This is a genomic window from Natronorubrum marinum, from assembly GCF_052040125.1.
Classification (GTDB): Archaea; Halobacteriota; Halobacteria; order Halobacteriales; family Natrialbaceae; genus Natronorubrum.
In genome coordinates this window covers 406437-429869 of record NZ_JBPPFV010000002.1, presented here as the reverse complement: position 1 = coordinate 429869, position 23433 = coordinate 406437, and the positions used below count along the sequence as shown (strand labels likewise).

Sequence of the window (23433 nt, the reverse complement as noted above, 5' to 3'; positions counted from 1 at the left end):
CGGAGTGAGCGCGAACGTCGGCGAAAAATACCGTTTTCAGCGGCTGTCGGCTCAGCGATCAGGTGCCAGAATCTCGATCGGATGCGGGACGGGCCGCTCGAGCAGCGTCTCGAGTTGGTCACCACAGGACGTTCCCGACGCGACGACCGTCTCCGCCCGCTCGAACTCCCGAGCCAGCCGGTCGCCGACGTCCATACTCACCTCGTAGTACTCCTGTTTGTAGCCAAAGGAGCCCGCCATGCCACAGCACTCGACGCTCGAGGTCTGGGGCGCGTAGCCACAGCGCTCGAGGAGGGCCGTCGTCGGGGCCTCGAGCCCGAGCGTGCGCTGCTGGCAGTGGGAGTGGTAGGCGATCGGTTCGCCGCGGTCGTCACCGTCGCTAGCGTCGCCCGCGCTGCCGGTCCCACCGGCCCCTGTCGAGAGCGCGTCCGCGTCGGCCCCGTTCTCGAGCAATCCGTAGACGTACTCGCAGATCTCGTAGCTGTTGTCCCGAAGCCGCTCGAACGACCGCTCCGGTAGCAGTCGCTCGTACTCCCGCTGGAACGCCGCCAGATCGGAAGGCTCGACGACAACGAGGTCGCGGCCGGCGTCGAGATCCTCGGCGACGGCTGCGTAGAGCCGGCTGGCCTGTCGGTCCGCCGTCGCGACCATCCCCTGTGACAGCGGCGCGCGCCCGCTCTCGGGAAGGTCTGGCACGCTGACAGGGATGCCGAGAGTCTCGAGCGTCCTGACGGCGGCCTTCCCGCGCTCGGTGTCGACGTAGTTCGTGTAGACGTCGGGATAGAGAACGACCTCGCGGTCGATATCGGCTCCGTTGGTGCGGGCTGTGGCCCGTTCCGCTCGCCGTCTCGAAACCTCCGTGCCGCCTCGCGTCTCGAACCAGTCGACGAGAGACTCCCGCTGGAAGGTCGGCAGGTCGCGACGGCGGTCGATGCCGAGGGTTCGCTCGAGCACCGCGCGGACGGGGCTCGTTTCGGCGAGCCAGTTCGAGACGGGTGCCGTCGCGGAGCCGAGTTTCGCGGCTGTCCCGACGTTGCCGAAGAATCGCTTCCCGAGATCGAGCCCGCCTCCTTCAGCGTCCGGAGTTAACCCATCGACGAGGAAGTCGTAGGCCTCGGGCTCGGCGTCGCGGTTGACCCGGTCTCTGACGACCGTGTTGATCCAGGGAATGTCGATCTTCACCGGACAGGCGTCGACGCAGCGCGTACAACCGGTACAGAGGTCGTTGAACTCGGCCGCGGAGTCCTGGCCGTGGACGCCGGCCTCCCAGCCGGTCGCGATGCCGCCGGAGTAGGTCTCGCCGCCGAAGCCGTGGCCGCCGACGGCCTGGAAGTTCGAACAGGAGTTCGAGCAGGCCCCACAGCGGATGCAGTACAGGGTCTCCCGAAGCTGGTCGTCCTCGCGCATGTCCAGGCGGCCGTTGTCGAGCAGAACGAGGTGGAACTCGCGGTCGTTTTCGGGCCCATCGCTCGTGTCGCTCGAGTCAGCCGACTCGCCGTCTACTCCGCCGCTCGCAAGCGGTTCGTCGGGCTCGTCGAAGTCTAGCGTGGGCGAGTCGGTCGGCGGCGTCAGCATCGTCACGTACTGAGAGATGGGCTGGCCCGTCGCGCTCTTGGCGATGATGTCGACGAACGGCTCGAGGTCGCGAGCGGTCGGAATCAGCTTCTCCACGCCCGCGACGGCGACGTGCGTATCCGGCGTGACGGCGGACTTCCGGGCGTTGCCCTCGTTCGTGATGAGGGTTATCGTCCCGCTCTCGGCGACGACGAAGTTCGCGCCCGTGATCCCCACGTCGGCCTCGCGGATGCGCTCGCCGAGGTGATCTCGGGCGAATCGGGTGAGTTCTTCGGCCGTCTCGAACGGCTCGTCGGGCTCGAAGCGCTCGTTGAACAGGTCAGCGATCTCCTCTCTAGTGAGATGCATCGCCGGCCCGACGATGTGGGAGGGCGTATCGTCGGCCACCTGTAGCACCCACTCGCCGAGGTCGGTCTCGTAGACGTCGATGTCCTCGTCCTCGAGTGCGTCGTTGAGATCGATCTCCTCGGTGGTCATCGATTTGGATTTGACGACCGAGGGATCGGCGTCCGGCGGTGCCTTTCCGTCGACCACTTCGGAGATGTACCGATTCGCGTCCGCGGCGTCGTCAGCGACGTAGACGGTCCCGCCGTTTTCCGCGACCGCCTCGCGGACCGTCTCGATCAATTCCGGAAGTCGGTCGATCGCATCCTCCTTGATCGACCGCGCTTCCGATCGCAGGGCCTCGATGTCGTCAGTCGCCTCGTAGGCCTGTTCGCGACGGAGGTTCGAGACGCTTACGTGTGCGTGAACTGCGTCGCCTTCGGTCTCGAGGAGGTGTCGAAGCCGCGCGGCGGTCTCGGTCCGCGTCTCGGGTGGCTTGGTGCGCTCGGCCATCGTGTCACCGGTCCCCCAGGACGATCACGCGGACCTCGCCGGGGCCGTGGACGCCGTGGACGAGGTCGCCCATGTCCGCCGTTGCGCTCCGGCCGGTCGCGAAGACGACGCTGTTGCGCTCGGCGAACTGCGTCTCGAGCCGATCGAAGCCGGCCTCGAGATCCGGGAGGACGTCGCTCGCGGCGACGACGGCGACGTGCCGGTCGGGGTAGACGCTGATCGGTTCGTCGCCCGCGGGTCGCGACTCGATTGCGAGGCTCCCGTACTCGGCGATGGCGAACGTCGCGGGAGTGACACCAGTCCGCGCGGTCGCGACGTCGCCGTTGGTCGGCCGCGTCGTCACCGAATCCGGCTGCGAGACGCCGTCGAACGGGAGCGGCGTTCCGACCGCGGGTGCCTCGATAACAGATGTAATCCGCTCGCTCGCGTCGGCGGCTGGTACGCGTTCGAGGCCGACTTCGAGGTCCTCGAGTTCGCGTTCGAACCGGCCGACTGTGTCGGTTGTCATCGTCTATCGCATTTGGCCCGACGGTCAATATACTGGCGGTCAGTTTCAGTGGACCGAGATAACTCACCTGAACGCGTCGCGAACGGTCTCGATTACGTTCGATGTCGAATCAGCTGTTCCGGCGATCCAGCAATACCGAGCGATGGGGCCGTGAACTGAACGCCGTTCGACGTTCTCACCGGCAACGTTTTTCAGTATTCGATCCGGTTGCTCGAATTGGTCGATCAGGTCCAGTGCCGTCCACCGCTCGAGTGGGTCCGGATCAGTGCCGAGCATCGATTCTATCGCCTCGATCGCGTCGCCTCGATAGTCAGTTACGTCGGCCGCGTCCGTGATCCCGGACAGTTCCCCCGGTTCGATCCGAGATTGAACCCATTTGAGTCCCTCAAGGGCGAGGAGTGAGACGTATGCGTTTCGAATCGCTCGTGCCGGTGCGTTTTCGACCACCGATCCGACGAAATCCGTCCGGCGAAACGCTGTACTGACAACGATCTCGAATACATCGGCCGTAGCCGAGTCCGGATCGATATCGGACTCGACGTACTGGGTTGGTTCTTCGTCGATCGGGGACGCTACCGATTGGGTTCGGTCCCTGTACGTTCGCTCGAGAGACGACGCGGCGTCGTGGATAGCTGTTGTCTCCGAATCGTCAACTCCATCGATGAACGACGAGTAGATCTCTCTTGCAGCCTCGAGCGCCGCCAGTGCTGCTTCCCGATGCCCGGCAATCGTCCCGGCGGCCAGTGATTGGACCGGTTCGTCGACGGTCCGAAACGAATTCAGTTCCTCGATAGCGATGTCCCTCAATCGTCTGACAGTGCCGTGAGTACAGACCGCGGCGACCGGGTCCTCGCCGACGAGGTACCTGTGTTCGTCGTCGAATGTAAAGACGTCTTCGCGCAGGTCAGTAGCCGACCTGACGTCATTGAGGGGCGCGTCTTCGTCCTCGAGCGACGCCCATATCTCTGCCGCATCAGCACTATTTTTCCGGGCGATTCGGAATCGGTCGATCCGTTCTTGACGTCTTGGTTCGCCACGTGCTGCTTCGAGATTGGTCCGTGCGTCTTCCTGTTGGGATTCGAGACGATCGCGAACCGCTTCATTTGGGACCGCCTCCTCATCAATCGACTGGGAGATCCGGTTTAGCCTATCTTCGACCCGTTGTACGCTCGTTTCGACGTACAGCAATACGTCCAAGAAGCGGATTCTGGCGGTTACTGCATCGCCTTGACCCAGCCGGGAACCGACGCCATCTCCTCCTTGTCCTCCCAGCCGTTCGCACGGAGGTAGGACTCGAAGTCCGTGAACTCGAAGCCGAACTGGTCCTCGAGGCCGTCGATATCGGCGCTGTAGCCGACCTCATTGAACCACTCGCACATGACGGTGAACTCCTCGCCGAAGCTCTCGTAGGCGTCCTCGATGGGGACGTGGACCGGGTCGACGTCCCGGCCGGTAACCTCGCTCAGCACGTCGGCCGTCTCGGCGAGGGTCAGTTCGTCGCCCGCGAGTTCGACGTGTTCGCCGACGTATTCGTCGGGGTTTGCGAACGCGACTGCCGCGGCGTGGCCCACGTCGTCGACGTCGATCATCTGGAGGGAGACGCCCTCCTCGAGCGGCAGCGCGATCTGGCCGTCCTCGACGACGTCTTCGGCGAACGCCTCGAAGTTCTGGAAGAAGAACACGGGCTGGAGGACGGTCAGCGGGAGGTCGAGGCCCTGTGCGTGCTGGTCGATCTCCTCGGCCGAGTCGAAGTGGGGCACGCCGGTGTCCTTCTCGTGGCTGCCGACGCCGCTGAAGACGAACTGGTCGACGCCTTCCTCGCTCGCGACCTCCGCGACGTTCTTGCCCTGCTGGACCTGCTGGTCGTAGCCCTCCGTCCAGAAGTTGGTGACGGCGAAGACCGCGTCGACCTCGGCGACGTGGGGCGCGAGGGAGTCCTTGTCGTTCAGGTCGCCTTCGACCATCGAGACGCCCTGCTCGGACAATTCTTGTGCGCGGTCGCCCGACGCGTCGCGCGTGAGTCCGTAGACGTCGAACTCGGTGCTTGACTCGAGGAGGTGTTCAACGACGCTCCCGCCCTGATTGCCGGTCGCGCCGGTGACGAGGACGCTGGTGGCCATCTTAGTTCACCTCTCCGACGGGGTCGTTGGTGGTCGTAGCAGATACGGTCGCGTTCGAAACGCCGTTCGGGACTGGTTTCATCACGTTACCTGATTCGTTCGCGAACTACATATACGCTTGGCGACACGAGCGATACCAGCTTACACCGGTGTTACCGAGGGAGAGTCGAGACGTACCGACGGTAGCTCGAGATGAGGAACCGTGTCCAGTACGGTAATGTAGTTCTCGAGTCCCGGCCGCACGCCCTGCTCGACGATGGCGTAGGTCGCGCTCGAGCGAGAAGAACCACCGGTAGACGTCGGTTCCGTCGGTTCCGTCGGCTCCGCTCGCTCTTCGGCCACGAGCGAAGGTGGAACGGGAGTGGGTGAGAAATTCGCGAATCGGAAAATTCCGTGGGTTACTCGGGGCGGGTGCGAATCCGGGCGTGCTCCTGGGTGCTCGACTCGAGCTCCCCTACTGTTCGCAGATCTCGAGGAAGTTCTCGAAGATTTCGTCGCCCTCTTCGGTGTGGGCGACCTCGGGGTGCCACTGGACGCCGTAGAGGTCGCGATCGGTGTCGCTCATGGCTTCGACGCCGCAGACGTCGCTTTTCGCGGTGAGTTCGAACCCCCTCGGGAGTTCCTTGACCTCGTCGGCGTGGCTCGCCCAGACGCGGGTCTCGGGGTGGAGCGAGCCCGTCAGCGGATCCGCATCGTCGACGATATCGACGGTGACGTCGGCGTAGCCGCCGTACTCGCCGCTGCCGACGCGGCCCCCGAGTTCCTCGGCGATCAGTTGCATGCCGAGACAGATGCCGAGAACTGGGACGTCTCCTTCGAGGTAGTCGGCTGATCTCCCGATGCGGTCCATGTCGGGACCGCCGGAGAGGACGATGCCGTCCGCGTCGACCTCCTCGGGAGGCGTTTCGTTGTCGATCAGGTCCGTGTCGACGCCGAGGTCGCGAAGCGCCCGGCGCTCGAGGTGGGTGAACTGTCCGTGATTGTCCACCACGACGATCGTCGTCATTGACTGCTTCTAGCCAGTCACCCGGTAAAAACGGTCCGGAACGCGTTTTCGAGTCGACGCGACTCGAGCGAGAGTCGGTTCAGTCGTCGCGAGAGGATGTGCGACAGCGTTGGTTCTCCCCTTCAAATTATTTCCGCTAATAGATCCAGATGTTCGGTATTAAACCGAGATTTCTAAAGTCTTCAATCACCTATCGGAGGAATGCCGAAACATTCATGCATGCCCGAAATCAATCAGCAACTATGACACTCGAGGCCGAAGCAGTCGGGAGTCAGCTGGAAGACGACGGCGACGTCGTCGCTGCAGTCGACGAGATCGACGGACAGTCACACCTCGTCATTGCCGACATCGCGCGGGACGAGACGTGGCTCTCGATGGTCGAGCGAGACGCCGCCTCGCTCGAGGCGTGGCGGTAACCGTCGCCGTGCCGGCCATGGCGGTAACTGTCGTCAGTGGCGCCGTTGCGCTGACGTCGCCAATCGATTCCAATTTCCGGTACGTTTATACTCGTCTCACCGGACGATAGCAGTATGGCAGTCGATCTCAACGAGTTCGAGCATCCGGCGTGGCTCACCGCGGTCGGAACCGGTATCGGTTATCTACTGATCCTCGCGGTGTTGACCGTCGCCCTGTTCATCGTCCCGTGGCTGATTTTCGCGGCCCTGTAGCGGGCCAGAATCACCACTGGCGTCGATCGGCTTCGAACGCACTCGTCTCGCCGACCTGATCCGACAGCGTCGACAAGCTGAGTTAGTACTCCCGGTATTTTTCGTCACGGTCTCGGGCGCTGGGCTGGTGCTGAGCCAACGCTGGTGCGATCTGGTGCGGCAAAACAGGAGATGAAACCGGCCCGTTCAGGCGAAGGTCTTCGAGACTTCGTCGTTGGTCTCGGAGTCGGCCTGTACCTTGTCCCAGGCGTTGCGGAAGTCCTCCATCCGAATCTCCGTGCGGTCGTCGCGGATGGCGAACATCCCGGCTTCCGTACAGATGGCCTTGACGTCGGCTCCGGAGGCCTCCTCGGCCTCGAGGGCTAACTCGGCGAAGTCGACGTCATCTGCGACGTTCATGCCGCGGGTGTGGATCTGGAAGATGATCTCGCGACCCTCCTCGTTCGGTTTGGGCACCTCGATGAGTCGGTCGAAGCGACCGGGCCGGAGGATGGCGCGGTCGAGCATATCGAACCGGTTCGTGGCGGCGATAATGCGGATCTCGCCGCGGTCCTCGAAGCCGTCCATCTCCGAGAGGAGCTGCATCATCGTCCGCTGGACCTCGGCGTCGCCGGAGGTCTTGGATTCGGTTCGCTTGGCGGCGATAGCGTCGATCTCGTCGATGAAGATGACGGCGGGTTCGTGCTCGCGGGCGACCTTGAACAGGTCGCGAACGAGCTTGGCACCCTCGCCGATGAACTTGTGGACCAGCTCCGAGCCGGCCATCTTGATGAAAGTGGCGTCGGTCTGGTTGGCGACGGCTTTCGCGAGCATCGTCTTGCCCGTGCCCGGCGGCCCGTAGAGCAGGACGCCGCTCGGCGGGTCGATCCCGACGTCTTTGAACGCGTCGGGCTTCTCGAGGGGCATCTCGACGGTCTCGCGGACTTCCTTCATCTGCTCTTCGAGGCCGCCGATATCCTCGTAGCTGACTTCGGGGCTCTCGGTGACTTCCATCACGCGAGCGCGAACGTCAGTCTCGTTGGAGAGCGTCTTGACGATAGAAAGGGAGTTGTTGACCGCGACGCGGGCGTCGGGGTCGATGTCGTCGCGCATCTCGTCGGTGACCTCGGTGAGGGCCTCCTGGTTGTTCCCGTGTTGTTTGATGATGACGCCTTCGTCCGTGATCTCCTGGACGGTGGCGACGAACAGCGGGGACTGCTTGAGCTTCTTGTTCTCGTGGGTCAGCCGCTCGAGTTTCTGCTGGTACTTGTTGTTCTCGGCGTTGGCATCGAGGAGCTTGTCCCGCATCTCCTCGTTTTGCGCCTCGAGGATCTCGAGTCGGTCCTCGAGTGCCTGGATCTTCTCCTGTTGGGACGCCTCGTCCTCGTCGTATGGGAGGTCGACGTCGTCCACGGTGTCGCTCATCACCCGTCCTTTGGGTGTTGGTTCATAAGAGACTTCGGGTCGGTGCACCCCCGCCAGACGTATTACTAGAGGGCATTTTTCGAAACAGAAAATATTATCACGCTGTATCGGCTACGGTGTACTGATGAGTGCTTCAGAGTCGCTGCGACACGAGACCGAAACGCGGGGAACGTGGGACGACGTCAAAGAGCTTCCACCGAGCGCCAAACTCGTCGCGAAGGTGCTCGAGTACAACGAGACGATGACCCAACAGCAGATCGCCGACGAGACGCTGCTCCCCTCGCGGACGGTTCGGTACGCGCTGAACCGCCTCGACGACGAGCACGTGATCGACTCGCGCTTTTCCTTTTCGGACGCCCGGAAGCGGCTGTACAGTCTCGATATTGAAGCCTAACCGGACCTGACCGGATACTTGGACGATCGTCGCTCCGGCGGTTTGATCTTCTTCACCGCTTTCTCGCGTTCGTCGCCCTGAGCGGTCGCTACTATCGGTCGTCGCCGCTGCCTATCGACGCCCGCTTTTGGACAGTGAGGGTAGCAGTGCCGAATTAGCATCGAGCGGTGGCGCGCGCCGAGTCGCGGTGAGTGTAAACGAGACGTGACTCGACATCGTGCGAGGTCGTCGTGAATGTAACGAGCGACGTCGTTCGAAACGGCGGAGCCGGTTCGTGATGCCGAAAACGCGTCGCGTTTCGAGCAGCCTGGAAGTCGCGAAGTGTCTTCCAGTGGACGAGTGAAGGATCGTCGCGGCTGAACGAATCGGTCGGGGAGGATGTAGAAATCATAGTGTCCGCGTCAGCAGGACGTTCGTCTGTGTCTTTCCGTGTTCTCGGAGATGTATTAGTGACTCTGTTGAAACCCTATTGTTCAGACTTGAAGTTGAGTGAAACAGCCAGTCATTGAACAGTTCGAATGCCGTACGGAGGACTCGAACACAGACGACCTAAAGCGGCCTGTTCAGAACATCAGAGATATTACGTTCTACAGTAGAGTCGTCTACTATGGGTTTTACTCCAGACATCAATGAACGTCCAAATAACGAATTTAGGTGGCTAATTGCTTTCTTCGTGTTGACGTTTGGTTTTTCGTGGACACTGTGGCTTCCGAAGGTCGCCGTAGCTTCAGAGACTGAGACGGGAATTACGGTGGTAGACGACCTGATTGCAGTGGTCGGCTCGCTCCCGGAGATCGGGGCGTTCGGGCCCACAGTGGCTGCTGTGTTACTTGTGTATCACCACGCTGGACGGCGCGGCGTCACCCATCTCTTCAAGCGAGCTATCAACGTTTCGTTTCCCCGCCGGTGGGTTATTCCTGTACTGGTGCTGTTCCCAGTCCTCGCCGTTGGGGCACTCGGTGTCGCCATCGTCTGGGGAATTGAACCGACACTTCCGTGGACGGGCGAAGCGTATGTGCTTCCTATCGCGTTCGTCTATATTCTGTTCCTTGGTGGACCGCTACAGGAGGAGTTCGGCTGGCGCGGATACGCACTTGAACCGTTGATTGAACGATTCGGTGCACTGGTCGGGAGTCTAGGGCTAGGGCTCGTCTGGGGACTCTGGCACTTACCGTGGTTCTACATGCCGTCTATGACTATGTATTATCAGCGCCCGCTCGTAGGATTCCTGATTACGATAACGCTCCTGTCCGTGGTAATGACGTGGGTCTTTCAGAACACTGGCGGTAGCCTCGCCCCGATGATCCTGCTTCACGCTTCGTTCAACTGGTCGTTGTGGGCCTTCCCTGCAATCGAGTCCGACATCGGCGGACAGGTATTTATTGTAGCAGTGTTTGCACTGACACTATCTATTGTCATTCACCACGGAGCCATTGATTTCTCATCAGATAATTCAATCCCAACAGGTCAAGCGGAGCGATAATGACGAATCACAGTAGTACAACGGAAATCCGCTGCCCCACTCTCTATGATTATGCCTGTTGACCACACTCTCTTTAGTGACCGCTGAGAGTGATCGGTCGAGATTATGAATGAGACAGGCGATGGTGAGTTCTCGGAACTGTTTCCACCAGTGATCGTGAGCGGACGAACCTCGTGTTGACACGTGGAGATCGAGGATTGCGTTCACCTTTGTATCAACCAGCAATGTCACTTTGAGTTGCTGAATCGTGAGCTCGGCCCGTTTCGTGTAGTGCTTCGCAGCCTGACTGCAGTCGAACACCGATGCAGCAACTCCAACGATGCCGCCTGTCGGAAGTGGCGCCGCTGAGTGAGTCGATAAGACACGCCACACGGCCATATGAAGTCGGTTGAACACCTTACAGAGCGTTGATGGCGCGGGAAGTTCGGCTAATCCAAGCACGCGGCGAATGCGTGGCATCTCAATCAGTTCATCAAGCAGGCCACGATAGGTCATGTTCTTCCGAACTTTGAGACACAGCGGAACAACGTGTTGAGGAAGTGTGTAGCGGTGTTTGGAGAACTTCGAGGAGTATCGAAAGACCGTTCGGCGTGCCAGATGGATCGCCTTCTCAGTAAAACGGGGAATCTGCGCCTTCGGGAGGGCGTTCATGCCGTCGAATTACAAGGCGAACCTGTAACCCTTTGAGGATTTCAACGGAGCCGTATAGGTACAATACGTATACTGCCCTCACACTGGCAACGAGGATTTCCACGTCCTCTCCAACCGAGTCACTCGCTCCCGCGGTGGTATCGTCTGCCCTCACTCCCGTTCGGGCGGGCGACAGCACACGCAACCGCACGAAACCGGTCGGCTGCTGTGGTGTCTTCTCTCGCTGCCGCGATGCTCCCGTCGCTGTAGACACTTCGTTCCACTTTCACTACGGTCGCGGAACCCCTTTAGGGCGGGCCTGCCAACGAGGCGACAATGACGCGGGTTATCCACACGGGCGACACCCACATCGGGTACCAGCAGTACAACGCGCCCGAGCGACGACAGGACTTTCTCGAGGCCTTTCGCTCCGTCGTCGACGACGCGGTCGCGGACGACGTCGACGCCGTGATCCACGCCGGCGACCTCTTTCACGACCGGCGACCGGGACTGATCGATCTGCAAGGTACCGTCGAAATCCTTCGCACGCTCGCCGACGCCGGCATCCCCTTTCTCGCCGTCGTCGGCAACCATGAGTCCAAACGCGACGCCCAGTGGCTCGACCTCTTCTCGGATCTCGGTCTCGCGACGCGACTCGGAGTCGAACCCGAACTGATCGACGACGTGGCCGTCTACGGCCTGGACTTCGTCCCGCGCTCGAGACGCGACGACCTCGAGTACGACTTTGCTCCCGTCCCCGACGAGGCCGAGCACGCGACCCTCGTGAGCCACGGGCTGTTCGAGCCGTTCGCCCACGCCGACTGGGACACCGACCGATTACTCGAGGAATCGACGGTCGAGTTCGACGCCGTGCTCCTCGGGGACAACCACAAACCGGACACGGCGGAAGTACTCGACACCTGGGTCACCTACTGCGGCTCGACGGAACGTGCGAGCGCCAGCGAGCGCGAGAATCGGGGTTACAACCTCGTCGACTTCGAGGACGACAACACGGTCGGGATCAGTCGTCGCGGCCTCACCGACACCCGCGAGTTCGTTTTCGTCGACGTCGACCTCGAACCCGGCGAGGGCGTCGATCGGATTCAGGAACGGGTTCGGGAGTACGACCTCGAGGACGCGGTGGTCGTCGTCACGGTCGAGGGCGACGGCAAGCCGATCACGCCGGCGACGATCGAAGGCGCCGCCATCGACCGCGGCGCGCTCGTCGCTCGCGTGAACGATCGCCGGGAACTGCCCGACGAGGACGAGGAGGTGTCGGTGAGTTTCGCCGATCCGGACGCAGCCGTCCGCGAACGCGTCCGCGAACTCGGCCTCAGCGATGCGGCCCGGAACATCGACGAGACGGTCCGCGACGACGACCTCGTGGACGCGAACGTTCGAGAAACCGTCGAACGACGCGTTCGGGACTTACTCGAGGACGATACCTCGGCGTTCGACCCCGCACCCGAACGTAGTCCCGAGGACGCGGACGTGACGACGGTCGCGGACCAGCTCGAGGACGGTACCGAGGCCGAAGAATCGGCCGCGACCGAGATCGACACCGTCGACGAGAGCGATGACCTCGAGGAGAGCGCGGTCGAAGCGGTGATCGACGCGGCGACCGCCGACACCGACGGCGGCGAGCCACCTGCGGACGCGACCGAGACGAATCCCGACGAGCACGAATCGCCGTCAAACGGCTCGGGGACGGACACCGATGAACTTCCCGCGGAGGACCCGGAGACGAACACCGACGAACCGTCCGCGGAGGACCCGGAAACGGACGCCGACTCCGAGGCCGATAGTCCAGCCGATGCCGACGCCTCGCTGGGTGATTTCGCGTGAAAGTCGATCGCGTCCGCCTGCTAAATTTCAAGTGCTACGGCGAAGCCGACCTCGGTCTCGAGCACGGCGTCACCGTCGTCCACGGCGTCAACGGCAGCGGGAAGTCGACGCTGCTCGAGGCCGTCTTCTTCGCGCTCTACGGGTCGAAGGCGCTGGACGACCGAACGCTCGACGACGTGATCACGACCGGCGAGGAGGAAGCCGAAGTGGAACTCCACTTCACCCACGACGGCCGCGAGTACCACATCGAGCGCCACCTCAAACTCCGAGGCGATCGGGCGACGACGACGAAGTGCGTCCTCGAGACGCCCACCGAGACGATCGAGGGCGCACGCGACGTTCGCCGGGAGATCACCGAACTCCTGCGGATGGACGCCGAGGCCTTCGTCAACTGCGCCTACGTCCGGCAGGGCGAGGTGAACAAACTCATTCACGCCTCGCCGAGCGACCGTCAAGACATGATCGACGACCTCCTCCAGCTGGGGGCCCTCGAGGACTACCGCGAGCGGGCCAGCGACGCCCGACTCGGCGTCAAATCGGTGCTCGACGGGCAGCGGGAGGTCCTCGAGAACGTCCGCCAGCAGGTCGAACGGAAGGAAGACAAGGACCTCCACGAGCGTCTCAATAGCCTCGAGTCCAACCAGGCCGACATCGCCGAAGATATCGACCGCTTCGAAGACCAGCGCGAGCAAGCCCGAAAAACGCTCGATACCGCCGAGGACGTCCTCGAACGCCACGAGGAGACGCGCGAGGAGATCGAGACGCTCGAGGCCGATATCGACGACCTCCGAACGAAGATCGAGGAGACCGAACGCAAGCGCGAGGACGCGAAAGACGAGATTCGCGACCTCGAGGAGCGACGCGAGGAACTCGCAGCGGAGCGCGAAGAACTGCTGGCGGACGTCGACCTCGACGCCGGATCCGACGGCGGCGATCGAGCGGACGCGGTCGACGAGCGCATCGCGGATCTCGAGGCTTGCGACGAGGAACTCCGGGACGACCTCGAGGACGTTCGCGTCTCGATCACGGAGACCACCGGCGAGATCGAACGGCTTCGAGAGGAGGCCGAGGATCTCGAGTCCCAGGCCGAGGCGGCCCGTGAGGAGGCCGACGAACTCGAAGCGACGCTCGAGACCGACGAGGAGGCCATCGAGGACCGCGAGGCGGATCTGAACGACCTCGAGGACCAGATTGAGACCGCACGGGACCGCTTCACTGACGCGCCGATCGAGTTCGGCGACGCCGCTGACCACCTCGACTCCCTCGAGACCGACCGCCAGGAGCTGACGAACGAGATCGGCGACGTCACGGCCGACATCCGAACCGTCGAGAACGCGATCGAGGAGGGTGAACGGCTGCTCGAGGAAGGAAAGTGTCCGGAGTGCGGTCAGCCCGTCGAGGACTCGCCGCACGTCGACGTGCTCGAGGAAAAGCGCGAGGAAGTCGCCGACCTCGAGGGGCGACTCGAGGATCTCGAGGGCGAACGCGACGATCTCGACGAGCGGATCGAGCGCGCCGAGGACCTCCGCGAAGCCGAACGAACGGTCGATCGACTCGAGGAGAACCGCGACAATATCGAGACGCTGGTCGAAGAAAAGCGGGAGAGCCTCGCGGACCGACGCGAGCAGCGCGACCGACTGCGCGAGGACGTCGAGGAGTACGAGACCGACGCCGAAGAAAACCGCGCGAGAGCCGACGAACTCGAGAGCGAGGTCGACGACGTTCGATCGGAACTCGGTGCGATCAACACCGAGCGCGGCGAGATCAAAGAGAGCCTCGAGTCGCTGCGCCGCGTCGTCGAGATCGACGCCGAGCGCGCCGATCTCGCGACCGACGTCCAGAACCGCCGGGAGCGCCGACAGGACTGGCAGACGATGAACGACGAGCGCCGCGAGACGCTCTCGAGCAAACGCGAGCGCAAGCGTGACCTCGAGTCCGAGTTCGACGAGGACCGGGTCGCGACCGCACGCGAGGACAAACGAAACGCCGAAAACTACCTCGAGAAGGTCGACGCAAAGATCGAAGATCTCGAGGAAAAGCGAACGAACCTCCAGAACGCCATCGGGGCCGTCGAACGCGAACTCGAGGAACTCGAGGAACGACGCGAGGAGCTGGCGGGGCTCGAGGAGCGTTGTGAGCGCCTCGAGTCGCTGTACGACGAGGCCGAGACGCTGCAGGCGACCTACGCCGACTTGCGGTCGGAACTGCGCCAGCGCAACGTCGAGACCCTCGAGCGGTTGCTCAACGAGACGTTCGATCTGGTCTACCAGAACGACTCCTACGCGGCGATCGATTTAGACGGCGAGTACCGGCTGACCGTCTATCAGAAGGACGGCGAAGCGCTCGAGCCAGAACAGCTCTCGGGCGGCGAACGCGCGCTGTTCAACCTCAGCCTGCGCTGTGCGATCTATCGACTGCTCGCCGAGGGGGTCGAGGGCGCGGCACCGATGCCGCCGCTGATTCTGGACGAGCCCACGGTCTTCCTCGACTCGGGTCACGTCACGCAACTCGTCTCGCTGGTCGAATCCATGCGCGACCTGGGCGTCGAGCAGATCGTGGTCGTCAGCCACGACGAGGAACTCGTCGGCGCAGCGGACTCCCTCGTCAGCGTCGAGAAGGATGCGACGTCGAACCGCTCACGCCTCGAGCGCGGGGAACCGCCGGAGATCGAACTGCTCGCCTCCGACTGACGGCCGGCGAGTCGGCGTGACTGTCGTGAATCCGAACGCGAGGAAGACGAGACGCGTTCGGACCGAAACGAGAGCGAGCGGCCGTTGGGCCGTGTCAGGACTGGCTTTCGTTCGGTTCGCTCCGCGAAACGTCCGCCGTCTCGGCCGGAGCGGTCGGCTCGTCGTTATCGTCGGTGCGAACCGTCTCGAGCGCGCGGACACAGGACTCCGTGACCTGATATCCTCGCTCGCCGGCGACCTTAGTCTCCTCGAGCAGCCCGGCCGCTGTCAGTACCGTAAGCCGCCCGTGGAGGTCGCTCTCGCAGAAGTCGTAGGCGTCGAGGAGAGTGCGGACCCCGAGCGGACCGCGCTCCTCGAGTTCGACGAGCAGCCCGAGCGTCGCCTCATCGTGGACGCTCGTCAGGAGCGTTTTGACTGGATCGCTCACGCACCCTGTGGCCGTCTCGAGGGCCGACTCGCTCTCGAGATCCTCGAGACGGTCGTTCTGGACGTAACACTCGTTGCCGTTCTGCGGGTCGCGGACGAGGCTCGCGTGTTCGGACCGTTTGAGAAGCAGATATCGTTTGCCGGTGTCGTCTTGGACGGTTTTCATGATCGGTCGTGATCGGCCGATGACTATTGTTGGGTGACTCCTCCTGAAGTAGTTTCGCCTGCGATCAACTATTTCCGGTCGGCGTCCTCCGCGGTATCGGCCGTCTGATCGGCGGTAGCAGTCGTGTTACCGGCATCTCGGTCGCTGTCTGCCGTCTCGTTCGTTCGATCGGAATGTGTCGCGGCCTCCGACTGGTCATCCGCCGCGGGCGACGCACTGGTCGAGTCGCGGTCTCGGTCGTCGTCGGAGGAGTTGGAGGAGTTGGAGGAGTTGGAGGAGTCGGTGCCGCCCTCGCGCTGGAAGGCGCGATATCGTCGGATACCGAACCCGGTGAGGACGAGTCCAGCCGCGAACAGGTAACTGGCGTACGTGGTCGCTCCCTCGAAGATCAAAAATAGTGCTCCGAGCGCGTACGCCAGTACGGCAGCGTTGATGACGAGCACGAGCGCCCAGAAGCTCTTGAGCGTCTCTCCGTCGACGTCGGTTTCCGTCGCCGAAAACTCGGGCTCCGGGATCGCGTCCTCCTCGAGTTCCGATTTCAGATCGGAGCGCAGACTCGACCCCGCGTTCTCGGTCGAGACCTGCGGAATCGTCAGGGAGTCGCTGTCCGGGTCCCTGAACTCCTCCTCGGGATCGTACTCGTCGGGTTCGTGTTCGCTCCGGTCGAGTCCCACAGTCGAATCGTCGACGAGTACCCCAAAAAACGTTCGCGTTCGGGGGCGGGGGCGGTTCGCGTTCGGGGGCGTTCAGTCCAGTCGATAGATCGATCAGGCGAGTTCCGTGAGCGTGAGCGTCTGGGAGGTCTCCACCCACGCGAGCGGGTTCTCGGCGTCGTAGAAGACGACACCGTCCTCCGTCTCGTAGGACTCGACCGTCTCCGTGCCCTCGGGTTCACTACGCGGCTCGCTTCGGTCCGTCGTATCGTCGTTCACTTCGGTGGACACTTCCATCACCTGACCCTATGGTATGTGTTACCACATTATATGTCTTGTTGCCCCTGCAAAATTCGGGGTCCGCGGCGAGCGGGCCGACCAGCCGAAGTATGGGGGTTTTTATTCGACCGCTTCCAACCCCGATACCATGACTGAGGCGGGCCAAACTGGACTCGAGGCATTTTCCGACGAGTCCGCCGAGCGACCGGCGGAGGAAGCGAAAGCCATCGCCGGCAACGGCGGCTCGAGCGGTACCGACGTGATCGACGTCGTCGAAGAGTCGGTTCCCGAGGCCGACGGCGAACTCGAACTCGCCGTCATGCAGGTCGACTACACCATCGCCGGCTACGGCGACGAGGAGCGACCGATCGTGCACGTCTTCGGCCGAACGGCCGACGGCGAACTCGAGCACGTCCAGGTCGTCGGCTTCCGGCCGTACTTCTACGCACCGACGGACAGCCTCGAGCGACCGCCCGAAGAACAGTACGATCGGCTGACCGGCAGCCGTGAGGTCGGCGAGGACGGCGAGCCCTACGAGAGTATCCGCGGCGAGAAACTGACGAAAATATTCGGCCAGACGCCCCGTGACGTCGGACAGGTGCGCGACGAGTTTCAGCACTTCGAGGCCGACATCCTCTTTCCGAATCGGCTCCTGATCGACAAGGACATTCGCAGCGGCGTTCGGGTGCCGGAACGGCGCGCCGACGACGACTCGCTGATCGTCCCCCACGACGAACTCGAGGCGGTCGACGTCGACGCCGATCCGCGCGTCAACACCTTCGACATCGAGGTCAACGACCGCGCGGGCTTTCCCGAAGACGGCGAGGAACCGATCGTCTGTCTCACGAGCCACGACTCCTACCGCGACGAGTACATCATGTGGCTCTACGAGGCCCCGGTCGGTGACGGGGAAATCCCCACCGAGATCGAGGAGTACGAACCGATCGAGGGCGAGATCGACCACGAGGTACGGGCCTTCGAGGAGGAGGAAGCGATGCTCGAGGCGTTCGTCGACTACGTTCGGGAGACGGATCCCGACGTCCTCACGGGCTGGAACTTCGAGGACTTCGACGCGCCCTACTTCTTAGATCGCCTCGAGGAACTCGCGGGCTCCCACCACGACTACGACCTCTCGATCGACCGGCTCTCGCGGGTCGACGAGGTCTGGCGCAGCAACTGGGGCGGTCCCGATATCAAGGGCCGAGTCGTCTTCGACCTGCTCTACGGCTACCAGCGGATGGTCTTCTCCGAACTCGATTCGTACCGGCTCGACGCGGTCGGGGAGGCCGAACTGGGCGTCGGCAAGGAGCGCTACGCCGGCGACATCGGCGACCTCTGGGAGGTCGACCCCACGAAACTGCTCGAGTACAACCTCCGGGACGTCGAACTCTGCGTCGAACTCGATCGCCAGCAGGAGATCATCACCTTCTGGGACGAGGTGCGCTCGTTCGTCGGCTGCAAACTCGAGGACGCGCCGACGCCGGGCGACGCGGTGGACATGTACGTCCTCCACGAAGCGTACGGTCGGTTCTCGCTGCCCTCCAAGGGCCAGCAGGAAGCGGGCGAGGAGTACGAGGGCGGGGCCGTCTTCGATCCGATCACGGGCGTCAAGGAGAACGTCACCGTGCTCGACCTGAAGTCGCTGTATCCGATGTGTATGACGACGGTCAACGCGTCGCCGGAGACGAAGGTCGATCCCGAGACGTACGACGGGGAGACCTACGTCGCCCCCACGAAACCCGAGCCGATCCACTTCCGGAAGGAACCCGACGGCGTCATGCGCGAGATGATCACGGAACTGCTCGCAGAGCGCGAGGAGAAGAAGGAACTGCGAAACGAGTACGAGCCGGGAAGTCTCGAGTACGAGCAGTACGACCGCCAGCAGGGCGCGGTGAAGGTCATCATGAACTCGCTCTACGGCGTCTCGGGCTGGGAGCAGTTCCGGCTCTACGACAAGGAGGCGGCGTCCGCGATCACCGCGACCGGGCGCGAAGTGATCGAGTTCACGGAGACCGCCGCGACCGAACTCGACTACACCGTCGCGTACGGTGACACGGACTCCGTCATGCTCGAACTCGGTCCCGACGTCCCGAAGGAAGCGGCCCTCGAGCAATCCTTCGAAATTGAGGAGTACATCAACGACCGGTACGACGACTTCGCGCGCGAGGAGCTGAACGCGGAGGAACACCGGTTCCAGATCGAGTTCGAGAAACTCTACCGCCGGTTCTTCCAGGCGGGCAAGAAGAAACGCTACGCGGGCCACATCACCTGGAAGGAGGGGAAGGACGTCGACACCATCGACATCGTCGGCTTCGAGTACCAGCGCTCGGACATCGCCCCCATCACGAAGGAAGTTCAGCACAAGGTCATCGAGATGATCGTCAGGGACGGCGACATCGAGGGCACGAAGGAGTACGTCAACGGCGTCATCGAAGACGTGCAGACGGGGAATATTTCACTCGAGCAGATCGCCATCCCGGGCGGCATCGGCAAGCGCCTGGACAACTACGACACCGACACGGCGCAGGTCAGAGGGGCGAAGTACGCGAACCTCCTGTTGGGAACTAACTTCCAGCGCGGCAGCAAACCCAAGCGGCTCTACCTCGATCGGGTCGATCCCGCCTTCTTCCGCCGCATGGAGAGCGAGGAAGGGTTCAACCCCCAGACGGACCCCCTCTACGGCGCGTTCAAGCGCGACCCCGACGTGATCTGCTTCGAGTACGACGACCAGATCCCCGACGAGTTCGAGGTCGACTACGACAAGATGCTCGAGAAGACATTGCAGGGCCCGATCGAGCGGATTCTCGAGGCGCTCGGCGTCTCCTGGGCTGAAGTCAAAAGCGGCCAGGAGCAGAAAGGACTAGACAGCTTTATGTGAGCTATCGTTCCGTCTCAGGCCGTCGAACCCGCTCGAGACGACGACATAACCACAGCTGAAAGCGAACAGAAACGGCCGAAGGCCCCGAACGAACGCTCGAAAACACACTCGAGGACGGCCGTCTGAACACGACGGCCCTTTCCGATTCAAAAACTTATTTTGCTAATGTGAGACCGTATCCAATTGGATACGAAACCGTTATCAGTCAGACGACCCACCCTTCAGACGACAGAGTACTATGGCACGTCTCGAACTACGCAACCTGCACGCGGAAGTGGCTGAGGGCGACGAGAAGATTCTCGAGGGCGTTGACCTCGAGGTCAAGTCGGGCGAGATTCACGCCCTGATGGGGCCGAACGGCTCCGGGAAGTCGACGACCGCGAAGGTCATCGCCGGCCACCCGGAGTACGAGGTCACCGAAGGCGAAGTCCTCCTCCACCTCGAGGAGGGCGAGTTCGGCGACGAAATCGAGATCGATGAGGACCAGCGAACCTGGAATCTGCTCGACCTCGAGCCAAACGAACGGGCCGCACTCGGCGTCTTCCTCGGCTTCCAGTATCCGGCCGAGATCGACGGCGTCACGATGACGAACTTCCTTCGCACGGCGCTCAATGCCAAAATCGAAGAGCGAGAAGAGCTCTTCGAGGACGAAGACGCCGAGGAAGAAGAGGCGGAAGACGAAGGCTTCGAGACCTCGCCGATGGAAGGTCCCGCCGACGACGGCGACGTGGGCGTCGCCGAGTTCCAGCAGATCCTCCAGGAGAAGATGGAAGCGCTGGACATGGACGAGAAGTTCGCCCAGCGCTACCTCAACGCCGGCTTCTCCGGCGGGGAGAAAAAGCAGAACGAAGTGCTTCAGGCAGCCATCCTCGAGCCCTCGATCGCCGTCCTCGACGAGATCGACTCCGGACTCGACATCGACCGCCTGCAGGACGTTTCGAACGGCATCAACGCGCTGCGCGACGAGGAGGGCACCGGTGTCCTCCAGATTACCCACTACCAGCGAATCCTCGACTACGTCGAACCCGATCACGTCCACGTGATGATCGACGGTCGAATCGCCAAAAGCGGCGGTCCGGAGCTCGCCGAGCAGCTCGAGGACAAGGGGTACGACTGGGTCCGCGACGAGGTCTACGGCACGGCGTAACCGAATTCGGCTAGAACAACGGTAATAACGCTACAGCCGTAACCATATACACAACACATCATGAGTTCCGATCAAGACCACCTAAAAGAGACAGACACTGAAGCCCGGTTCGAGTTCAAAAAAGAGGAGAACTCCGCAGTCAGATCCGGCAAAGGCCTGACCGAAGAGGTCATCCGCATGATCTCCGACGACAAGGACGAGCCCGACTGGATGCTCGAGCGACGCCTGCGTGCGCTCAAGCAGTACCAGAATATGCCGATGCCGACCGATTGGCCCGGCATGCCGGATCTCTCCGAACTCGACGTCGAAGAGATCGTTCCCTACATCCGCCCGGACGTCGACAAGCGCGAAGGCGTCGACGACTGGACGGAACTGCCCGACGAGATCAAGGACACGTTCGACAAGCTCGGCATTCCGGAAGCCGAGAAGAACGCGCTCTCCGGCGTCGGCGCGCAGTACGAGTCCGAGGTCGTCTACCAGAACATGCAGGAGCAGTGGGAAGAGAAAGGCGTCATCTTCTGCAATATGGACAAGGCCGTCAAGGACCATCCCGAGCTCGTCAAAGAGCACTTCATGACGACCTGCGTCCCGCCGAGCGACAACAAGTTCGCGGCGCTCCACGGCGCCGTCTGGTCGGGCGGCTCGTTCGTCTACGTCCCCGAGGACGTCACCGTCGAGATGCCAGTCCAAGCCTACTTCCGCATGAACTCGGAGGGAATGGGCCAGTTCGAACACACGCTCATCATCGCTGAGGAAGGCTCCGAAGTCCACTACATCGAGGGCTGTTCGGCGCCGAAGTACGGCGTCCACAACCTCCACTCCGGCGGCGTCGAGGTTTTCGTCGGCGAGGACGCTCACGTTCAGTACTCGACCGTCCAGAACTGGTCGAAGAACACGTTCAACCTGAACACCAAGCGCGCCATCTGTGAGGCAAACGGCACGATGGAGTGGGTTTCGGGCAGCATGGGTTCGAAAGCGACCATGCTCTACCCATGTACGATCCTCAAGGGTCGCGGCTCGACGGACACCCACATCACCATCGCCTTCGCGGGCGAGGGTCAGAACATCGACACCGGCGCGAAAGTTTACCACAACGCGCCCGATACGAGTTCGACCATCGAGTCCAAGTCGATCTCCAAGGACGGCGGCCGAACCAACTACCGTGGCCTCGTCCACATCGCCGACGGCGCGGAGAACTCCTCCACCGCCGTCGAGTGTGACGCGCTGATGTTCGACAACGAGTCCACTTCGGACACCATGCCCTACATGGAAATCGAGGAGTCGAAGGTCGACGTCGCTCACGAGGCGACCGTCGGCAAGATCGGCGACGAGGACATCTTCTACCTCCAGAGCCGCGGTCTGGACGACGACGACGCCAAGAAGATGATCGTCGCCGGCTTCATCGAGCCGATCACGGAGGAACTGCCGATCGAGTACGCGGTCGAACTGAATCGCCTGATCGAACTCGAGATGGAGGGGAGCCTCGGATAATATGAGCGCAGGAACACAGGTACACGCCAATCTGACCGACGAACAGGTACGCCAGATCAGCGAGGAGCTCGACGAGCCTGACTGGCTCACGGAGACCCGTCTCGAGGCGCTCGAGGCCCTCGAGGAACTCGACATGCCCGACGTCATTCGGACGCCGGGTCGAGACTGGACGAACCTCCACGAACTCGACTTCGAGTCGCTCGTGGACCCGCTGAACGCGGCGGAGAACAAGGATCAGGTCGGTCCCGACGAGGTCGACGTGCTCTCGTGGGCCGACGCGGTCCAGGAACACGAGGACCTTCTGAAGGAGCACTTCGGCACCATCGTCGACCCACAGGAAAACTACCTGACCGCGCTCTCGACGGCGCTGTTTAGCACCGGGACGGTCATCTACGTCCCCGAGGGCGTCGACGCCGAGGACGTGACGATTCGGACCGAGCAAAACTCCCGGTCGCTGTTCAACTACACGCTCGTTGTCACCGAGAAGTCGAGTTCGGTCACGATCCTCGAGCGCCAGTCCACCGGCGAGGAACAGGACGAGCAGTACTACAGCGGCATCGTCGAAGTCGCCGCCGGCGAGAACAGCTACGTCCAGTACGGCAGCCTCCAGAACCTCTCGGAGGAGGCCTACAACTTCACCCTCAAGCGCGGCGTCACCGACACCTACGCGACGATCGACTGGATCGAGGGTAACATCGGGACGCAGCTGACCAAGACCGAGGTCTCGACGCTACTCGAGGGCGATAGCTCCGAGACGCAGATCGTCGGCGCCTTCTACGGCCACAACGACCAGCACTTCGACCTCGACGTCAAAGTCTGGCACCGCGCCGAGCACACGACGGCCGACCTCGTCACCCGCGGCGTCACCGACGACGTCGCTCGGTCGGTGTACGAGGGTGTCCAGGACGTCGGCCGCGACGCCTGGGACACCAGCTCCTACCAGCGCGAGAACACGCTGATGCTCAGTGACGAGAGTGAGGCCGACGCCTCCCCGAAGCTGATCATCAACAACCACGACACCGAAGCCTCTCACAGCGCGACGGTCGGCCAGATCGACCAGGAGGACCTGTTCTACATGACCTCCCGCGGTGTCGACCCGCGTGCCGCACGCAACATGCTCGTGGAAGGGTTCTTCGTGCCCGTCTTAGAGGAAGTCGACGTCGACGAACTGCGCGACGATCTGGTGGAATTGATCGGCGCGCGTCTTCGCGAGCGAGAGTAACGAGGTTCTCG

The 23433-nt window shown here is 62.5% G+C and carries 19 protein-coding genes and 1 pseudogene; 10 read left to right on the top strand and 10 right to left on the bottom strand.

Annotation, left to right across the window (positions count from 1 at the left end):
- Positions 1–51: 51 nt before the first annotated feature.
- The 5 genes from ACSFC5_RS11755 to ACSFC5_RS11735 all read right to left on the bottom strand — a co-directional run bounded on the left by ACSFC5_RS11755 (position 52) and on the right by ACSFC5_RS11735 (position 6046).
- On the bottom strand, positions 52–2412 hold the full coding sequence (locus ACSFC5_RS11755) for an LUD domain-containing protein (RefSeq protein WP_440765438.1): 2361 nt from the start codon (positions 2410–2412) through the stop codon (positions 52–54).
- A gap of 4 nt (positions 2413–2416) precedes the next feature.
- On the bottom strand, positions 2417–2920 hold the full coding sequence (locus ACSFC5_RS11750; protein ID WP_440765437.1) for an LUD domain-containing protein: 504 nt from the start codon (positions 2918–2920) through the stop codon (positions 2417–2419).
- Between the two features lie 63 nt (positions 2921–2983).
- A complete protein-coding gene (locus tag ACSFC5_RS11745) occupies positions 2984–4108 on the bottom strand; it encodes a hypothetical protein (protein WP_440765436.1) in 1125 nt (374 codons plus the stop codon).
- A 26-nt stretch (positions 4109–4134) separates the two neighbouring features.
- A complete protein-coding gene (locus tag ACSFC5_RS11740) occupies positions 4135–5040 on the bottom strand; it encodes an NmrA/HSCARG family protein (RefSeq protein WP_440765435.1) in 906 nt (301 codons plus the stop codon).
- A gap of 454 nt (positions 5041–5494) precedes the next feature.
- Positions 5495–6046 carry a GMP synthase subunit A gene (locus tag ACSFC5_RS11735; protein ID WP_440765434.1) on the bottom strand — a complete coding sequence of 184 codons (552 nt, stop codon included), beginning with the start codon at positions 6044–6046 and terminating at the stop codon, positions 5495–5497.
- A gap of 242 nt (positions 6047–6288) precedes the next feature.
- On the opposite strand from ACSFC5_RS11735, the gene ACSFC5_RS11730 reads away from it, so the two are divergent.
- Positions 6289–6462 carry a DUF7556 family protein gene (locus tag ACSFC5_RS11730; protein WP_175529301.1) on the top strand — a complete coding sequence of 58 codons (174 nt, stop codon included), beginning with the start codon at positions 6289–6291 and terminating at the stop codon, positions 6460–6462.
- A gap of 114 nt (positions 6463–6576) precedes the next feature.
- The gene (locus ACSFC5_RS11725) at positions 6577–6714 is read left to right on the top strand and encodes a hypothetical protein (RefSeq protein WP_006091856.1); all 138 of its coding nucleotides are present in this window, start codon (positions 6577–6579) and stop codon (positions 6712–6714) included.
- A gap of 186 nt (positions 6715–6900) precedes the next feature.
- Here ACSFC5_RS11725 and pan1 read toward each other — a convergent pair whose 3' ends face one another.
- Positions 6901–8118 carry a proteasome-activating nucleotidase Pan1 gene (gene pan1, locus ACSFC5_RS11720; protein ID WP_440765433.1) on the bottom strand — a complete coding sequence of 406 codons (1218 nt, stop codon included), beginning with the start codon at positions 8116–8118 and terminating at the stop codon, positions 6901–6903.
- A gap of 124 nt (positions 8119–8242) precedes the next feature.
- Here pan1 and ACSFC5_RS11715 point away from each other — a divergent pair, with 124 nt between their 5' ends.
- The gene (locus ACSFC5_RS11715; RefSeq protein WP_090307445.1) at positions 8243–8512 is read left to right on the top strand and encodes a MarR family transcriptional regulator; all 270 of its coding nucleotides are present in this window, start codon (positions 8243–8245) and stop codon (positions 8510–8512) included.
- 607 nt (positions 8513–9119) lie between these two features.
- The gene (locus tag ACSFC5_RS11710; protein WP_440765432.1) at positions 9120–9995 is read left to right on the top strand and encodes a CPBP family glutamic-type intramembrane protease; all 876 of its coding nucleotides are present in this window, start codon (positions 9120–9122) and stop codon (positions 9993–9995) included.
- 87 nt (positions 9996–10082) lie between these two features.
- Here ACSFC5_RS11710 and ACSFC5_RS11705 read toward each other — a convergent pair.
- Positions 10083–10646, bottom strand: a pseudogene (locus ACSFC5_RS11705) (transposase); the annotation flags it as partial.
- Between the two features lie 315 nt (positions 10647–10961).
- Between ACSFC5_RS11705 and mre11 the strand changes: the two are divergent.
- Both mre11 and rad50 read left to right on the top strand, forming a co-directional pair.
- Positions 10962–12470 carry a DNA double-strand break repair protein Mre11 gene (gene mre11, locus ACSFC5_RS11700; protein WP_440765431.1) on the top strand — a complete coding sequence of 503 codons (1509 nt, stop codon included), beginning with the start codon at positions 10962–10964 and terminating at the stop codon, positions 12468–12470.
- Positions 12467–15160 (top strand): DNA double-strand break repair ATPase Rad50, encoded by a 2694-nt coding sequence (gene rad50 / locus ACSFC5_RS11695; RefSeq protein ID WP_440765430.1) that lies wholly within the window; start codon positions 12467–12469, stop codon positions 15158–15160. Before mre11 ends, rad50 begins: the two co-directional genes overlap by 4 nt.
- Before the next feature lie 94 nt (positions 15161–15254).
- On the opposite strand, the gene ACSFC5_RS11690 is transcribed toward rad50, so the two are convergent.
- From ACSFC5_RS11690 to ACSFC5_RS11680, 3 genes are all read right to left on the bottom strand, one after another.
- Complete coding sequence (locus ACSFC5_RS11690) at positions 15255–15752, bottom strand: DUF7346 family protein (protein ID WP_440765429.1); 498 nt, start codon at positions 15750–15752, stop codon at positions 15255–15257.
- A gap of 68 nt (positions 15753–15820) precedes the next feature.
- On the bottom strand, positions 15821–16426 hold the full coding sequence (locus ACSFC5_RS11685) for a DUF7322 domain-containing protein (protein WP_440765428.1): 606 nt from the start codon (positions 16424–16426) through the stop codon (positions 15821–15823).
- A gap of 93 nt (positions 16427–16519) precedes the next feature.
- The gene (locus ACSFC5_RS11680; RefSeq protein WP_440765427.1) at positions 16520–16702 is read right to left on the bottom strand and encodes a DUF7331 family protein; all 183 of its coding nucleotides are present in this window, start codon (positions 16700–16702) and stop codon (positions 16520–16522) included.
- A 130-nt stretch (positions 16703–16832) separates the two neighbouring features.
- Between ACSFC5_RS11680 and ACSFC5_RS11675 the strand changes: the two genes are divergently transcribed.
- The 4 genes from ACSFC5_RS11675 (at position 16833) to sufD (ending at position 23422) form a co-directional block, all read left to right on the top strand.
- Positions 16833–19562 carry a DNA-directed DNA polymerase gene (locus tag ACSFC5_RS11675; RefSeq protein WP_440765426.1) on the top strand — a complete coding sequence of 910 codons (2730 nt, stop codon included), beginning with the start codon at positions 16833–16835 and terminating at the stop codon, positions 19560–19562.
- Positions 19563–19800: 238 nt separating this feature from the next.
- Positions 19801–20709, top strand: coding sequence for a Fe-S cluster assembly ATPase SufC (gene sufC / locus ACSFC5_RS11670; protein WP_440765425.1), 909 nt, complete (start codon positions 19801–19803; stop codon positions 20707–20709).
- Positions 20710–20769: 60 nt separating this feature from the next.
- Positions 20770–22200: a Fe-S cluster assembly protein SufB gene (sufB, locus tag ACSFC5_RS11665; RefSeq protein ID WP_440765424.1), complete on the top strand. Its 1431-nt coding sequence runs from the start codon at positions 20770–20772 to the stop codon at positions 22198–22200.
- A gap of 1 nt (position 22201) precedes the next feature.
- Positions 22202–23422 (top strand): Fe-S cluster assembly protein SufD, encoded by a 1221-nt coding sequence (gene sufD, locus ACSFC5_RS11660; RefSeq protein WP_440765423.1) that lies wholly within the window; start codon positions 22202–22204, stop codon positions 23420–23422.
- Positions 23423–23433: the final 11 nt, after the last annotated feature.

Excerpts from the sequence above, each read along its gene's own strand:
- ACSFC5_RS11740 (WP_440765435.1), bottom strand. The coding sequence starts at position 5,040 with ATGGCCACCAGCGTCCTCGTCACCGGCGCGACCGGCAATCAGGGCGGG.
- ACSFC5_RS11690 (WP_440765429.1), bottom strand. The coding sequence starts at position 15,752 with ATGAAAACCGTCCAAGACGACACCGGCAAACGATATCTGCTTCTCAAA.
- sufC (WP_440765425.1), top strand. The coding sequence starts at position 19,801 with ATGGCACGTCTCGAACTACGCAACCTGCACGCGGAAGTGGCTGAGGGC.
- ACSFC5_RS11675 (WP_440765426.1), top strand. The coding sequence starts at position 16,833 with ATGACTGAGGCGGGCCAAACTGGACTCGAGGCATTTTCCGACGAGTCC.
- sufB (WP_440765424.1), top strand. The coding sequence starts at position 20,770 with ATGAGTTCCGATCAAGACCACCTAAAAGAGACAGACACTGAAGCCCGG.
- ACSFC5_RS11680 (WP_440765427.1), bottom strand. The coding sequence starts at position 16,702 with ATGGAAGTGTCCACCGAAGTGAACGACGATACGACGGACCGAAGCGAG.
- ACSFC5_RS11725 (WP_006091856.1), top strand. The coding sequence starts at position 6,577 with ATGGCAGTCGATCTCAACGAGTTCGAGCATCCGGCGTGGCTCACCGCG.
- ACSFC5_RS11735 (WP_440765434.1), bottom strand. The coding sequence starts at position 6,046 with ATGACGACGATCGTCGTGGTGGACAATCACGGACAGTTCACCCACCTC.
- ACSFC5_RS11755 (WP_440765438.1), bottom strand. The coding sequence starts at position 2,412 with ATGGCCGAGCGCACCAAGCCACCCGAGACGCGGACCGAGACCGCCGCG.
- pan1 (WP_440765433.1), bottom strand. The coding sequence starts at position 8,118 with ATGAGCGACACCGTGGACGACGTCGACCTCCCATACGACGAGGACGAG.
- ACSFC5_RS11715 (WP_090307445.1), top strand. The coding sequence starts at position 8,243 with ATGAGTGCTTCAGAGTCGCTGCGACACGAGACCGAAACGCGGGGAACG.
- sufD (WP_440765423.1), top strand. The coding sequence starts at position 22,202 with ATGAGCGCAGGAACACAGGTACACGCCAATCTGACCGACGAACAGGTA.
- ACSFC5_RS11710 (WP_440765432.1), top strand. The coding sequence starts at position 9,120 with ATGGGTTTTACTCCAGACATCAATGAACGTCCAAATAACGAATTTAGG.
- ACSFC5_RS11750 (WP_440765437.1), bottom strand. The coding sequence starts at position 2,920 with ATGACAACCGACACAGTCGGCCGGTTCGAACGCGAACTCGAGGACCTC.
- mre11 (WP_440765431.1), top strand. The coding sequence starts at position 10,962 with ATGACGCGGGTTATCCACACGGGCGACACCCACATCGGGTACCAGCAG.
- ACSFC5_RS11730 (WP_175529301.1), top strand. The coding sequence starts at position 6,289 with ATGACACTCGAGGCCGAAGCAGTCGGGAGTCAGCTGGAAGACGACGGC.